Here is a 14,447-nt window from a genome sequence, read left to right on the forward strand (position 1 = left end):
AGCGGCGGGTGGCAATCGATTCGTCCACCCGCCGATCGGCTCAGTTCGCGGCCATTTCCCGTTTCACCATGTCATACGCCGCCCGGGCATCGATCCCGGCCGCATCCAGTTCGGCCAGAACCTTGTCGATGACCTTCTGCGCCATCTTCGCGAATTCTGCCCTGTCCTCGGCCGAAGCCTTCACGATCGTGTTTCCCGGCGCCGCCTTCGTGGCCTCGTAGCCGATCCTGTCGGACAGGTCCCAGGCCTTGCCGGCCATCCGGCTGGCGGGCTCTCCGAACACCTTTTCGTCCAGCGCCTTGCGAATGTCCTCGGGCAGGCTGTCAAACCTTTCCTGGCTCATGATGATCGCAAAGGATCCGCGGTAAAGTCCGCCGGGCATCTCGTAGAGGTTCCTGGCGACTTCGGTCAGCTTGAAGCCCACCCGTTCGCCCACGTTCATCGCCACCGCATCGGCCGCGCCCGAGGCGAGGGTTTCATATACCTTCGGGGCCGGCACGTTGATCCCGACAAGGCCGAGCTCGGCGCCGACGTCTCCGGCCACGCCACCGCCGATCCGGGTTTTCAGCCCCCGCAGATCGGCCAGCGAGCCGATTTCCTTGTTGGTATGGATCTGCCCCGGTCCATGTGTCGTCAGCGCGATCACCTTGACGCCGCGATGTTCGTCGAGCTTCTCGAGATATTTCTTGTAAACCCGCCAATAGGCAACCGACGAGGCCTCGGCGCTGCCTTCGTAGCCGGGCAGTTCGATCAGTTTGGTGGCAACGAACCGGCCGGGCTGATAGCCGTGAAAGATGATCGCGATATCGGCGGCTCCGTCCAGGATCAGGTCCATCTGGGCCGGCGGCGGCGCCAGGCCGAATTTCAGTTCGCCCGTCACCTTGCCGCCGGTGGCCTCTTCCATCATCCTGATCAGCCCGGCGAAGATCTCGGTGTTCACGCCATGTGTCGGCGGAAGCCAGGTCGAAATGGCCAGCCGGGTTTGCGCGAACGCGGCAGATCCCAGCGTCATCAGCGAAAGTGCCGCTACCGCGACGATCTTCGAAAAATTGAACATTGCCTCCTCCTCCATGTTGGCTGAGGATTAATATGAAAAATCAAATACTTTTTTGCCACATATTTTTTCACCAAAAATACATCTATGAAAAATGCGTAAATTCAATGTGTTGGATGGATGCTGGCGTTTCGCCCCGGTCGAGCCTCGGGCCGGTTTCCGGTCTTCCTGCTTCCTCTTCCGGTCTGATGGCGGGGTTGGGCGGCCCGGGAGCGAATTGATTCGCCTCCCCTGCATCAATGTGTCCCGCGGACCGGCGGGGGCGGCGCAGGTGATCTTCCGGCTGGTCGATGGCAGACCATGGAACCTGATCGCGGGGCAAGCGGCCGATGACCGAGAGATGGCGCGACGGCGTTCTGCCCTGCCGCCCGGGCTGCGCAGGCGGGAACGGATGCGCCAGGTCGCGGCGGCGCGGTTCAGTCGCGGGGGATCACCACCGCGGTGCGCGCGTCGATCCGCAACGCCACCTCGTCGCCGGTTTCGCGCCAGTCGGTGCCGACGGCGTGGGTCTGATCGACGATGATCTCGGTGGCGGCCGCGGCCACCACATAGCGGATCTGGCTGCCGAGGAATTCGCGGTGCAGCACCTTGCCCCCGATGGTGCCCGGGGTGCCCGGTTCGGAAAACCCGATGTTCTGCGGACGCAGAACGATCGACCCGGCGCCGGTTGCAGTGTCGTCGCGCACCGGCAGGGCCTCGCCGGTACCGGTCACGAAGCGCGTCTCGTCGCCGCTGCGTTCCACCCGTCCCTCCAGCACGTTGGCGGTGCCCAGAAAGTGGGCCACGAACAGGTTGCACGGATTGTCATACAGCTGCTGCGGTGTGCCCACCTGCTGGATCACCCCGCCGTCCAGCACCGCCATCCGGTCCGAGGTGGAATTCGCTTCTTCCTGATCGTGGGTGACGAAGATGGTGGTCAGGCCCAGCTTGCGTTGCAGGGCCAGCAGTTCGCGGCGCATCTGCACCCGCAGGTTGGCATCGAGGTTGGAAAGGGGTTCGTCCAGCAGCAGCACCTGGGGCTCCACCACCACCGTGCGGGCGAGCGCGATGCGCTGCTGCTGGCCACCCGAAAGCTGGCTGGGCATCCGCCCGGCCAGCGCGCGCAGCCCCACCAGGTCAAGCGCCGCGTCCACCCGCCGCCCGATCTCGGCCCGTGGCAGGCCCCGCTCGCGCAGGCCGAAGGCCACGTTCTCGCGCACGCTCATATGCGGCCACAGGGCGTAGCTCTGGAACACCATGCCCACGTTGCGTTTCCACGGGGGCAGCTCCACCACGTTGCGCCCGCCGATCAGGATCTCGCCCGCCGGGCGCGGGCCGAATCCGGCGATCGCCCGCAGCAGCGTCGATTTGCCGGACCCGGAGGGGCCGAGAAAGGCGAAGAACTCGCCCGGCGCGATGTCGAGGTTCACGCCGCTGAGCACCTCCGTCCTGCCGAAGGACAGGTGAAGGTCGCGGATCTCGATGCCGACCATCTGTCGTGTCATGTTCTCCGGTTGCGCCGCTTCGGGCGCCCGTGATTGCGTGGAATGGTTCATTGTTTCGTTCATTGCTCTGGCCCGTTCATGCGGAATTTCCGGTCGCGCTCGACCACCAGCTGCGACAGGAACATGCCAAGGCCCACGATCAGCACCGCCACCAGCCCCAGCGCCGCCCCCGCCCCGCGCCCCGAAGGCGTCTGCATGAACAGGTAGATGCCGTAGGCCAGCGGCGCGTCGGCGTCCGATGACACCAGCATGATGGTGGCCGACAGCTCGACCGCGGCGGTGGCGAATGAGGTGACGAAACCGGCGAGGATCCCGCCGGTCATCAGCGGCACCACCACCCGGCGGATGGTGCGGCGCTTCGAGGCGCCCAGGTTCTCGGCCGCTTCCTCGAGCGCAACGGAAACCTGCTGCAGCGCTGCAGTGCACGAGCGCAGCGCATAGGGCAGGCGCCGGATTATCAGCGCCAGCGCGATGATTACCCACCAGCTGGCCATGGGCTGGTCGGAAAAGGGCAGGGTGATGCCGTGGAACATGCGCAGATAACCGATGCCCAGCACCACCCCGGGCACTGCCAGTGCCGCGGTGGCCAGGTAGTCCAGCGCCTTGCGCCCGAAGATGCGCGTGCGCAGCACGATATAGGCGATGGCGGTGCCGATCAGCACGTCGGCCAGTGCCGCCAGCCCGGCATAGAGGATGGTGTTGGAGATGTATTGCCCCGAGGTCTGCCACATCACCACGAAATTCTTCAGCGTATAGCCGTCGGGCAGCGGCGCGAACGACCAGATGGTGCCGAAGGCCAGCAGCGTCAGCCCGATATGTGGCGACAGCACGAACAGAAGGATGACCAGCACGACCCCGTAGGCGAGGATCTTTTCGGCCGGGCGCAGCTGGCGCCGGCTCAGCCCTCCGCCGCCCTTCTGCACGGTGGCATAGTCCTTGCCGCGCATGAACAGGAACGAGGCCCACAGCGACAGGATCGAGAACACCACCAGGATGAACGAGATCACATAGCCCATCGGGTCCGAGATCCCGATCGACGAGATCCGCAGGAAGGCCTGCGGGGCCAGCATGTTGTTGACGTTCAGCAGCAGCGGCGTGCCGAGATCGTCGAACACCTTGATGAACACCAACGCCGCTCCCGCCACATAGCCGGGCATGGCCAGCGGAAACACGATCCGGCGGAACAGCCGAATCCCGTGCGAACCCAGGTTCTGCGCGGCCTCTTCCATCGAGCGGTCGATATTGCGCAGGGATGCCGACAGGTTGATCAGGATGAAGGGGAAATAGTGGATCGATTGCACTAGGATTACCCCGTTCAGCCCGTCCATGAAGGGGATGGTGAAGCCGAACCAGTCACGCAGAAGCAGGTTGACGGTGCCGTTGCGCCCGAAGATCAGCTGCATCGCCACGGCGCCGACGAAGGGCGGCATGATCAGCGGGATGAAGCCGAGCGACTGGATCAGGAGCGATCCGGCAAAGTCGAAGCGGGTGGTGATATAGGCCAACGGCAGGGCGATTGCGGTGGCGATGACCACCGACATGGCCGAGACGTAAAAGGAATTCCAGAAACTTTCGCGAAACAGGGCCGAGCCGAAGAAATCGCGGAAATTGTCCAGCGTCAAAGCCCCGGTGTTGGGATCTTCGAAGGCAACGTAGATCACCAGAAGAACCGGGATCAGCAGCAGCCCGATCAGGATCACCGCGATCAGCACAGCCACCAGCCCGGTGGCAGAAAGCCGCGGAAACAGCGCCGAGGGAAGCCGGTCGGCGAGGCTGCCGGAGGGGTGCGCGTCTGGCATGGCGGTCCTTTTCGTGATCGGTTCGCTGCGGCAGGGACGGGCGGGGGGAGGGGCCGGCAGGCGGGATCACCCGCCTGCCGGATCGGCGTGGATGGTGGCGCTACATGGCCGCGGCCTTGTCGGCCAGCTCCCTGGCGCGGCGGTAGTTTTCCACCACCATCGCATCCCACTGCTGTTCCACCTGGGCCTGGCGCTCGCCCACCTTGTCGGTGGCCTTCTTGCGCTTCTTGGTGAAGATGGCGGCAAAATCGGGATCGAGGCTTTTCGCCTCGTCGATCGGGTTGGCCTCGATCAGCGCGCGGGCTTCGGCAATCAGGGCCTTTGCCTCGGCATTGTCGCCGCCCATGTGCCTGGCTTCGGCCAGCTGCACCGCGCGCACCGCCTTGCGCAGGTCATCAAGCCGGTAGGTGATCATCACGTCGAACATCGAGTTGACGAGATTGTAGCGCGCCTTGGATTTGAGGACGTCGAACTTCACCGCCGCCCCGATGGTCGAGCCCGGCGCGAAGGGGTTGGGGAAGCCCTCGGGGGCGAATCTGTAGGTTTCGGGGTTCACCGGCAGACGCATGATCGCCGGATCAAGCAGCACCTTCTGCCCCTCGGGCGTCAGCAGATACTCGATGAAGGCGCGCGCGCCGGCCTCGTTGGGCGCATCCTTGACGATGGCGATATTGGCCGGCACCAGCGCGGTGACGGTGGGATAGGCGAACTCCACCGGGAAGCCCGAGGCCTTGGACGAGAAGCCGAAGAAGTCGATTACCACGCCGATGCCGAAATTGCCGGTGTTCACCCCGTCGGGCACGCCGAAGCTGCGCTCGGTGACGGTGGCGAAATTGCCGGCAATCCACTTCCACTCGGCCCAGCCGGCATCCCAGCCCTCGCCCTGCAGCACGGTTTCCACCGTCAGGTGGGTGGTGCCCGAACGCGACGGGGCCGACATGCCCACATGGCCGAAATATTCAGGCTTCTTCAGATCGGCCCACTCCCGGGGAGGCTCCAGCCCGTTGGCGGCAAGATAGCGGGTGTTCCACATGATGCCGTAGCCGGCGGCGGCGAAACCCACGTATTTGCCGTCGGGGTCGTTGATCGGGTAGGAGCCAATCTTGTCGGGAATGCCCTCGGACTTGACGTTGGCATCGGCCAGCAGGCCGTCGCCCTTGAGCACCTCGAAGGCATCGGGCGCCGAGGCCCAGAAGATGTCGGCGGTGTTGGCACCTTCCAGTTCCTGGATGTATTTCACCCCCGCCGAGGTCTTCTTGTTGAGGATCTCCAGGTCATAGGCGGGATTTGCCGCCTCGAAGGCGGCCTCGATCGGGCCGGTCATGGAATTGGGGAAGGAGGTGATCACCACCACCTTCTCCTGCGCCAGCGCCACCGCCGAGGTGGACGCCAGAATAGCGGCCGCAAGCGTGCCGCGCAGATATGCTTTCATCTCATCCTCCCAAGATGTCGCGGCAGGTGCAGGGGCACCGGCCGGATGCCCCCAGCAGAGCCGACCCGCCGTCACCTGTCAACATATTGAAAAGAAAGGGAAATATGGGTCGAATTTGACCCGCCTTTCGGGTCGTTTTCGACCCGTTTTCAGTTCAGCCCCAGGGCCTTAAGGCGCAGATAGAGCCGCTTGCGCGGAATGCCCAGCGACTCGGCTGCCGCGCCCTTGCGCCCGCCCGACCGCATCAGCGCATGGCGCAGCAGCGCGCTTTCAAACCGGGCCATGGCGGCGTCATAGCCGTCATCGGCGGAAAATCCCGCCACCTCCGCGCCGCGGTGCGGCGCCAGCGACAGCGGCAGCCCGATCACCATCTTCTCGGCCACGTTGCGCAGCTCGCGCAGATTGCCCGGCCAGTCGTGCCGGCGCAGTGGGGACAGCATCGCTTCGGTCACCTCGGGCAGTTTCAGCCCGTGGCGGGCAGCCGCATCGCGGATGAAATGTTCCAGCAGCACGAACAGGTCGTTGCCGCGCTCGCGCAGGGGCGGCAGGGTGATCTGGGCGACGTTGACGCGGTAGTAGAGATCCGCCCGCAGCCGTCCCGCCCCGATCAGCCGGGCCGGGTCGGTCTTCAGCGCCGTCAGAACCCGCGGCCCGTCATCGGCGCGCGCCTCGATCAATGCCAGAAGCCGCAGCTGCAGCGGCCCCGAAAGTGCCTCGAGATCATCCAGGAAGACCGTGCCGCCGGGGGCGCGCCCAAAGGCGGCCTGCATGAGGTCGGGCCAGCTGGATTCGTCGATCACGCCGCAATTTATCACCTGGAAGCGACCTTCGGCGCGCGGCGAAAGGTCGTGGATGCACTGCGCCGCCAGCTCCTTGCCGGTGCCGGTTTCGCCCAGCAGCAGCACGTCCACCTGCAGCGGCGCCACTGCCAGGATCTCGGCCCGCAGGGCGCGCATGGGGCGCGAGCGCCCGATCAGCCGCGCCCCGAGCGACCCGCCCCCCGCCACCATCGCGCGCAGCGCCGAATTCTCGATCTGAAGCCGGCGCATCTCGAGCGCCCGGCGCACCACGCTGACCAGATGTTCGGGGCGGGTCGGCTTTTCCAGGAAGTCATGGGCACCCGCCTTCATGGCCCGGATCGCGGTCGGCACGTCGCCATGGCCGGTGATCAGCACGAAGGGCACATCGGGGGCAAGTTCGCGCGCGGCATCCAGAAATTCCAGCCCGTCCATGCCCGGCATGCGGATGTCCGACACGATTACGCCGGGCCATTCCGGGTCCAGCCGCGTCAGCGCCGCCCGCGCGGTGGCAAAGCCCTGCGCCGGCAGGCCGGCATTGTCCAGCGTGTCCAGAACCGCCTCGCGCAGGTCCTGGTCGTCATCGACGATATAGACGAGGGGATCGGTCACGCGGGTGGCTCTCCGGCGGGCAGGGTGAGTATGGCGCGGGTCCCGCGGGGCCGGTTCGGCTCCAGCTTCAGGTCGCCGCCCATGCCTTTTACGATATTGTAGGAGATCGACAAACCAAGCCCCAGCCCCTCGCCCACCTCCTTGGTGGTGACGAAGGGGTCGAAGGCGGCCTGCGGGTCCAGATCGCCCAGCCCGATCCCGTCATCGGCGATGCTGAGCACTACCATGCGGTCGTCCGATTGCGCCTCCAGCTCGATCGTCCCGCCGTCCCGCCCCGAGGCGGCGATGGCGTCCAGCGCGTTGGAGAGCAGGTTCACCAGGACCTGCTCGATCAGGATCTGGTCGCCGCGCACCCTGGCGGTGCGGGCCGCGGAGCCGACCCGGAAGGAAATGCCGGGTGCGTCGATGCGGCCCTTCAGCAGGGCGGCGCTTTCGTCGATCAGCGGGCCCAGCTCCAGCAGGTCGGAACGATAGCTGGAGCGCCGGGCGAAGCGCTTGAGATGGGCAATCGTCGCCTCCATCCGTTCGATCAGCCCGTCCATCCGCGCGATCTGGCGGCGCACCTGGTCGCCGGCGCCGCGCTCGATCCCCTCGCGCAGCAGGTGCAGGCGGTGCTTCATTGCCGCTAGCGGCTGGTTAAGTTCGTGGCTGATCCCCGAGGACAGCTGGCCAAGCGCGGCCAGCTTGCCGGCCTGGACCAGCTCGGCCTGGGTGCGCTTGAGGTCCTCGACGGCGCGGCGCCGTTCGGCGGCTTCGGTGGCCAGGCGGGCATAGGCGGCGTTGCGCGCGGCCACCGATCTCTGGAACACCCCGACGGCATGGGCCATCTGGCCGATCTCGTCCTCGCCCTCGCGCGGGATCCGGCCCGGTTTCTCGCCGCGGGCAATGGCCAGCATGGCCGCCGACAGCTGGCCCAGCGGCTGCACGATGCCGCGGCGCACATAGCCGAACAAGGCCCCGATGCCGATCAGCCCGGCCAGCACCGTCAGCCCGATCAGCCAGCGGATCGCCAGTTCCGACCGCGCCGCCGAGGCCTGCGTCACCGCCAGCAGCCGGGCGCGCTGGTCGGCCCCGATCCCGGCAAGCGCAGCCTGCAGGCCGGACAGGCTGTCCTGCACGTCGTTGAGCAGCGCGATCAGCTGCGCCTGGGCGTCCATCCACGCGTCGCGCAGGGCAAAGACCCCGTCATTTCCCTGGGCCAGCGGCCCCAGCGCCAGCACCGACTGGCGCAGGGTCAGATATTCCGGCGCATCCGGCAGCCCGGAGGCCATGGCGGAAAGCCGGGCAAGGGAATCCTCGGCCAGGTTGCGAAACTGGGCCAGTTGGGCGGGATCGGTCGCGACCGAGCTTTGCACGATCAGCGTCACCAGCGTGGCCGCCTCGCTGCCCAGTTTCCGTACCGCGTCGCGCGCGGCCCGTTCGGCGGTGATCCGTTCGGCCAGCCGGGTGCGGAACGACTGGTCGGCGCTGCTGGCAAGGCGGTCGGTGGCAATGGCGATGTTGAAGGTGAAATCGGCCAGAAGCGGATCGACCTCGTCCTGGATGTCCACGTTCAGCCAGCGCAGATCGCCCAGCCGGTCCGAGATGCGCTCGGCCAGTTCCTGGCGGTGCTGCAGTACCGCCAGCACCTCTTGCAGCAGCTGGCCAAGCGCGCGCCCGCGGGCTGCCGGTGTGCGGCTGCCGCCTCCGGCCAGCTGGGCTGAGATCACCCCGATCAGTTCTTCCAGCTCGGCCCGGATCCGGGCATCCTGCGTGCCGTCCTGGCGGCCCACGACCGAGGCGGTCAGATAGGCCAGCCGGGCCGCGTTTTCCGCCAGTTCGCTGGCCAGCGCGATGCGCGGGATATGTTCGCGCGTCAGCGTGCCGTAATCGCGGCTGACCTGGTTGAAGAACAGGATCGCCGCCGCCAGCACCGCCCAGACGATGGTGACGATCCCCAGCACCACGACCATCAGCCGCACCCAGATGCCCGGCATCCAGCGCCTGAGCAGCCGCGCGATCACCGCCGTCCCTCCGCCATGCCCTCGAGCCGGTCCAGCAGCGTGCCGACCCGCTCCATCCGCGCCGCCGCCATCGCGCGCCAGCGTTCCAGCACGGCTTGTTGCAGCGGGGTCGGCGCCGAGAAGGCGGTGATCCGGGTGGGCACCGCGTTGACCCCCGGCCCCAGCGCCTCGGCCTCGGTCACCGGCATCTCGGTCAGCAGGCGCCTGAGCGCGGCCAGGTCGGCCTGCATCAGGGGGTCGTCCCGTGCCTCCAGCGCCCGCAGCCGGCGCCAGGCGGCCTGGCGCGCGCTCAGCTGGAAGGTCACGAAAACGTCGAACAGCGCATTGACCGCCCAGTAGCGGTCGCGGGCCAGCAGTGCGTCATAGGGCAGCCAGTTCAGCCGTAGTGCCCGTTCGATCGCCTGCGCCGCCGGCCCGCCCCGGGCGCGCACCCGCGGGTCGATGGGCACCCGCCGGATGTCCGGGCGCAGCAGCATCTGCTGGCCCTCGGGCGAGAGCACCAGCACCACGAATGCGGCCGCCAGGTCGGGGGATTTGCCGCCGCGCAGCATGCCGATCTGCGCCGGCATCACCATTACCGGGCGGCCATAGGTGAAGCTCAGCCCGCTGCCCGCCCGCGACATGGCCAGGAAATCGATGCTGATGCCGATGTCGAAGCGGCGCTTTTCGACCCCGTCGATCACCGCGAAACTGCGCGAGGTCAGGGTCGAGAGGTTGCCCGCGAGCGCCAGCAGATACTGCCAGCCCGCCTCCCATCCGCGCACCTGCAGGAAGCGTTCGACGAACATGTGGGTGGTCCCCGAACGCGACGGCCGGGTCATGGCGATCAGGCCGCGGTATTCGGGCCGCAGCAGGTCATCCCATTCGCGCGGGCGTGGCCCGGTGGCATCGGCGCGCCGGGCCCAGCCGATCGAGGACAGGGCGAAGGGGTAGAATGCTGCCCCGCCGCGCGGATCCGGCCGCCAGTCGCCGTCACTCGCGGGATCGGGCAGAAAGGCGTCGTGGGCGTTGAGCACCGCGAAGGCCTCGGCCGAGGATACCCAGAAGATGTCGAAGCCGCGCGGGTTGCCGCGTACGATCTCTTCCACCCCGGCATTGGTGTTCTTGTTCAGCACCTTGACCGTGACCCCGGGGTTCTGGCGCTCGAAGGTGAGGGCGAAGGGGGTGAACAGGGTGGCGGGCATCGAGGTGAGGATGCGCAGCTCGCGCGCGGCGGCGGGCGGGGGCGGTCCCAGGGCGGCAATCAACGCCGCGATCAGGACAATGGTCGCCATCCGGCCCGCGAGCCGAAGCCACCGGCCGGCGGCGCCATGCAGCCCTGACGATCGATCCAGCCCCAAGCTTGCCTCCCACGGATCCGACTATAGCAAGCCGAGAAATCGAATGGAAAGCACCGGTGCCCGATGCCGGCGGGCAGGCAGGGTGCCGCGACCGGGCCCGGGAGCAGAAGATCGGGGCGCCGCCGCCGCCGCGGATACTGTCCTCATCCGGCCGATGCGGGCCGTCGGGCGCGAAGGCGCAGGCCGGGCGAAGCCTGGAGGCCGACACGCATTACCGGGTCCGAGCCCTTGACCGAAGGGGCGGTTGTGGCGTCAGGATGGAAGGGTCCATGCCGTGGCGGGACCGATGGGCTCGGGCGTGCAGGCCGCGGACATGGCAGGGTGCGAGATCCTCGCGGCGGCCACGGAGGGTAACATCAGTGTCCGATCAGCCCGTACGCGGCTTTTCCGAGGCCGAATTTGCCGCCCGCACCGCCCGGGCGCAGAAGCGGATGGCCGAACGGGGGCTGGCCGGGCTGCTGCTGACGACCGAAGCGGAGCTGCGCTATTTTTCGGGCTTTCACACCCTGTTCTGGCAAAGCCCGACGCGGCCGTGGTTCCTGTTCCTGCCCGCCGAGGGCAAACCTGTTGCCGTGATCCCCGAGATCGGCGCCGCGCTGATGCGGCGGACATGGGTCGAGGATATTCGCACATGGAATGCACCGGCCCCTGCCGATGACGGGGTTTCACTCCTGACCGAGTTGCTGGCGCCGCTGGCCGGACGGGGGGCGACCATCGGCATTCCCAAGGGACACGAGACCCATGTGCGGATGCCGCTCGGAGACTACGAGAGGCTCCTGGCATCGTTGCCGGGGCTCGGGGTGGCGGACTGTACCGACCTGATCCGGCGCCTGCGCATGGTGAAATCCGAGGCCGAGATCGCCAGGATCGCCCATGTCTGCACCATCGTGTCGTCCAGCTTTGCCGAGGTACCCGCAATCGCCCGCGAGGGTCGGCCGCTGGAAGGTGTGTTCCGCACGTTCCGCTGCGTCATGCTGGGGCAGGGGGTGGATGCGGTGCCTTATCTGGTCGGCGGCGCAGAGCGGGGCGGGTATCGCGACGTGATTTCGCCCCCCTCGCGGCGGCCCCTCCAGGCAGGAGATGTCCTGATGATGGATACCGGCGCGACGTGGGATGGGTATTTCTGCGATTTCGACCGCAATTTCGCCATCGGGCGGGCCGACGAGCTGTCGCGGCGTGCCTACGACGTGTTGTGGCGCGCGACCGAAGCCGGGATCGAGGCCGCCCGGCCCGGCGTCACCTGCCGCGAGTTGTTCGAGGCGATGCGGAAGGTAACCGCCCGGATGGACCCGCGCGGCAGCGATGTCGGCCGCTTCGGGCATGGGCTGGGGATGCAACTGACCGAGTGGCCGTCGCTCGCGGCTTTCGACGAAACGGTGATCGAGGAGGGCATGGTGCTCGCGCTGGAACCGTCGCTGGGCTATGGCGAGGGGCGGGTGATGGTGCACGAGGAAAACATCGTGGTCCGCTCCGGCGGCGCCGAACTGCTGACCCCGCGCGCCGCGCCCGAGCTGCCGGTGATCCGATGAAGCTGTCCTTCGACACTGACGACGGCATCGGCACCCGTGCCACGCTGGGCGTGATCGTGCTCGAGACCGACGAGACGCTGGAGCCCGAGTTTTCGCGGATGGTGGCGGCGGACGGCATCGCGCTTTATCACGGCCGCATTCCGATGGCGCCCGACATTCGCTCCGACACGCTGGCCCGGATGGAGGCGGATCTGCCGGCTGCCGCGCGGCTGCTTCCGTCGTCGGCGGACTTCGACGTGATCGGATACGGTTGTACCTCGGCGGCGTCGGTGATCGGCTCGGGGGCGGTGGCGCGGGCGGTCCGGTCGGTCTTTCCCCGCGCCCGTGTCACCGACCCGCTGGCTGCAATCATCGCCGCGGGACGGGCGCTTGGGGTGACGCGGCTGGGTTTTCTCACCCCCTATGTTCCGCAGGTATCGCAGCGGGTGCGGCGGCGGCTGGAGGAAGCCGGGTTTTCCATCGGCAGCTTCGCGTCGTTCGAGGAGGGCGACGACCGGGTCGTGGCACGGATTTCCGAGCGCTCGATCGCCGAAGCCGCCGGGCGGGTGGCGCCCGGCAGCGAGGCCGTCGTCATCGCCTGCACCAACCTGCGCTGCCTGCGGATCATACCGCGGGTCGAGGCGCGGACCGGCCTGCCCGTGATCGCGAGCAACCAGGCATTGGCGTGGCACATGCTGCGGCTGGCGGGCGTGAACGATGCGCAGACGCGGTTCGGTCGGCTGTTTGCCCGGCGCCTTGCCGATCCGCCCGGTCAGGCGGAGGGCGGAGGATGACGGGATGCGCCTCGGTGGGCCGGAATGGCGGTTCCCCGGGCCGCGGGCTCTCGAGTGCGATCCCGGTCACGAAAGCGTTTGCCGAAGCGCCATTTGCGGGCTTGCCTGCCAGGGTGCGGGTCACATAATCTGCGCGGGGTTTGCCATGCGGCGGCGGATCGGGGAAGGCCGGTTTTCACCCGCGCGCAGGCCCGCGAATCGCAGAACAGACAGGAGCCCGGAGCGATGCCATCCATGACCGACGCCGACACGACGAACAGCCAGTGGTCTGGGGGCGGATGCCGCTCGGCGGCAGAGCGGTTGAAGCGGGTGCCGATCCGGGTCTGGCTTCCGCCTTTCGCGTTGCTGGTGCTCGGGGCCTGCGCAACGGCCTATGGCACGACCGGAGAGGATGACGACGGGTTCATCGACGAATTGCCCGAGGCGGTGGTCGCCGTTGCGGCGCCGAACCAGGATCTCACCGCGGTCAAGCTGCTCGATGACGGGTGCTACTGGTATCAGTATGTCGGCAAGGTCGAAGTGACCATGCTGCCGCTGCGCACGATTGACGGGCGGCCGATCTGTGCCCGCGCGCCCGAACCGCACCCTCCTGCCTCCGCGGTTCCGGCCCCCGCTCCGACCACCGGATAGAGCATGGCGCTCAAAAGCGGGAACCGGTTTTGAGCTTCTCGGACATGCGAAAACAAGCGGTTTGAGCATGGCGCGGACAGTCTGACTTCCGGCCCGCCGCGCCGGGCCGACAGCCATCCCGGTCGCTTGCCCGTCGTTTTCCCGGGGCGGGCAGGGGGTGCGGGCGGCGAAATGCGACATGTCCCGAAACGCAACCGGCCCCGACCGCCCTGGGCGGTGCGAGGCCGGGCATTTTCGGTTTCGTTGCGCGGGCGCTTCAGCTTTGTGCCGCCAGCATGTCTTCGGGCGGGTAGAGATAGGCGGTCACGCCGACCTTGACCTCTTCGTAGAGGTCGTTGATGTGGGGCATGACCATGCGCACGCAGCCCGAACTTGCCCGCCCGCCGATGGAGCGCGGATAGGGCGTGCCGTGGATGCGCAGATAGGTGTCCCTGTCGCCCACATAGAGATAGAACGCCCGCGATCCCAGCGGATTGTTCGGCCCCGGCGGCATCCCGTTTTCCAGCCCGGCGAAAAGCTCCGGATCGCGCCGGATCATGTTTTGCGTCGGGGTCCAGTGGGGCCATTTCGCCTTGCGCCGGATGGTGTAGGTGCCCGGCTCGTAAAGGTTGCCGCGGGCAATGGCGACGCCATAGCGCATGGCGATGCCGTTTTCGCGGATGTGGTAGAGATAGCGCGCGACGGCATCGACATGGATGTCGCCGGGTCTCAGGTCGTCGCGGGCCTCGACCAGTCTGGGCAGGAACCGCGGATGCAGGCCCCAGGGGTTCGACGTCCACGGGTTGTAGTCGGGCGGGGTGACCTGTGCGTCCCACTCGTCCCACTGTTTCCGGCTCGGGGAGACATTGGCCAACAGCGGCCCCGAGATCGGCGTCGAGAAGAGTGCGGCCGAGGTGATGATGAAGTGGCGCCTGGTCAACATGGGCAAGATTCCGTCCACAAAGAAAGGCGCGCGAAGCCGCGCGCTGTATTCCTGTTTATCCCTGTTTTCAGT

General features: G+C 67.4%; 11 protein-coding genes. 3 read left to right on the forward strand and 8 right to left on the reverse strand.

Annotated elements, in window-relative coordinates; all coding sequences use genetic code 11:
- Nucleotides 1–40: 40 nt before the first annotated feature.
- The 7 genes from ACZ5CM_RS16310 to ACZ5CM_RS16340 form a co-directional block, all read right to left on the reverse strand.
- Nucleotides 41–1,057 carry a TRAP transporter substrate-binding protein gene (locus tag ACZ5CM_RS16310; protein ID WP_464642929.1) on the reverse strand — a complete coding sequence of 339 codons (1,017 nt, stop codon included), beginning with the start codon at nucleotides 1,055–1,057 and terminating at the stop codon, nucleotides 41–43.
- A 413-nt stretch (nucleotides 1,058–1,470) separates the two neighbouring features.
- On the reverse strand, nucleotides 1,471–2,589 hold the full coding sequence (locus ACZ5CM_RS16315) for an ABC transporter ATP-binding protein (protein WP_464642931.1): 1,119 nt from the start codon (nucleotides 2,587–2,589) through the stop codon (nucleotides 1,471–1,473).
- 8 nt (nucleotides 2,590–2,597) lie between these two features.
- Nucleotides 2,598–4,337, reverse strand: coding sequence for an ABC transporter permease (locus ACZ5CM_RS16320; RefSeq protein WP_464642933.1), 1,740 nt, complete (start codon nucleotides 4,335–4,337; stop codon nucleotides 2,598–2,600).
- A gap of 100 nt (nucleotides 4,338–4,437) precedes the next feature.
- Complete coding sequence (locus ACZ5CM_RS16325; protein WP_464642935.1) at nucleotides 4,438–5,769, reverse strand: ABC transporter substrate-binding protein; 1,332 nt, start codon at nucleotides 5,767–5,769, stop codon at nucleotides 4,438–4,440.
- A gap of 149 nt (nucleotides 5,770–5,918) precedes the next feature.
- Nucleotides 5,919–7,178 (reverse strand): sigma-54-dependent transcriptional regulator, encoded by a 1,260-nt coding sequence (locus ACZ5CM_RS16330; protein WP_464642937.1) that lies wholly within the window; start codon nucleotides 7,176–7,178, stop codon nucleotides 5,919–5,921.
- On the reverse strand, nucleotides 7,175–9,181 hold the full coding sequence (locus tag ACZ5CM_RS16335) for an ATP-binding protein (RefSeq protein WP_464642939.1): 2,007 nt from the start codon (nucleotides 9,179–9,181) through the stop codon (nucleotides 7,175–7,177). Before ACZ5CM_RS16335 ends, ACZ5CM_RS16330 begins: the two co-directional genes overlap by 4 nt.
- Complete coding sequence (locus tag ACZ5CM_RS16340) at nucleotides 9,178–10,455, reverse strand: ABC transporter substrate-binding protein (protein ID WP_464642941.1); 1,278 nt, start codon at nucleotides 10,453–10,455, stop codon at nucleotides 9,178–9,180. Before ACZ5CM_RS16340 ends, ACZ5CM_RS16335 begins: the two co-directional genes overlap by 4 nt.
- 425 nt (nucleotides 10,456–10,880) lie before the next feature.
- Here ACZ5CM_RS16340 and ACZ5CM_RS16345 point away from each other — a divergent pair, with 425 nt between their 5' ends.
- The 3 genes from ACZ5CM_RS16345 to ACZ5CM_RS16355 all read left to right on the forward strand — a co-directional run bounded on the left by ACZ5CM_RS16345 (nucleotide 10,881) and on the right by ACZ5CM_RS16355 (nucleotide 13,453).
- The gene (locus tag ACZ5CM_RS16345; RefSeq protein WP_464642943.1) at nucleotides 10,881–12,050 is read left to right on the forward strand and encodes a M24 family metallopeptidase; all 1,170 of its coding nucleotides are present in this window, start codon (nucleotides 10,881–10,883) and stop codon (nucleotides 12,048–12,050) included.
- Nucleotides 12,047–12,823, forward strand: a complete 777-nt coding sequence (locus ACZ5CM_RS16350; RefSeq protein ID WP_464642945.1) for a maleate cis-trans isomerase family protein — start codon at nucleotides 12,047–12,049, stop codon at nucleotides 12,821–12,823. The genes ACZ5CM_RS16345 and ACZ5CM_RS16350 overlap by 4 nt, the downstream gene beginning before the upstream one ends.
- A 234-nt stretch (nucleotides 12,824–13,057) precedes the next feature.
- The gene (locus ACZ5CM_RS16355) at nucleotides 13,058–13,453 is read left to right on the forward strand and encodes a hypothetical protein (RefSeq protein ID WP_464642946.1); all 396 of its coding nucleotides are present in this window, start codon (nucleotides 13,058–13,060) and stop codon (nucleotides 13,451–13,453) included.
- A 256-nt stretch (nucleotides 13,454–13,709) separates the two neighbouring features.
- Here ACZ5CM_RS16355 and ACZ5CM_RS16360 read toward each other — a convergent pair whose 3' ends face one another.
- Nucleotides 13,710–14,375: a L,D-transpeptidase gene (locus tag ACZ5CM_RS16360; protein WP_464642948.1), complete on the reverse strand. Its 666-nt coding sequence runs from the start codon at nucleotides 14,373–14,375 to the stop codon at nucleotides 13,710–13,712.
- Nucleotides 14,376–14,447 lie beyond the last annotated feature (72 nt).

This window comes from Piezobacter thermophilus (assembly GCF_055386745.1).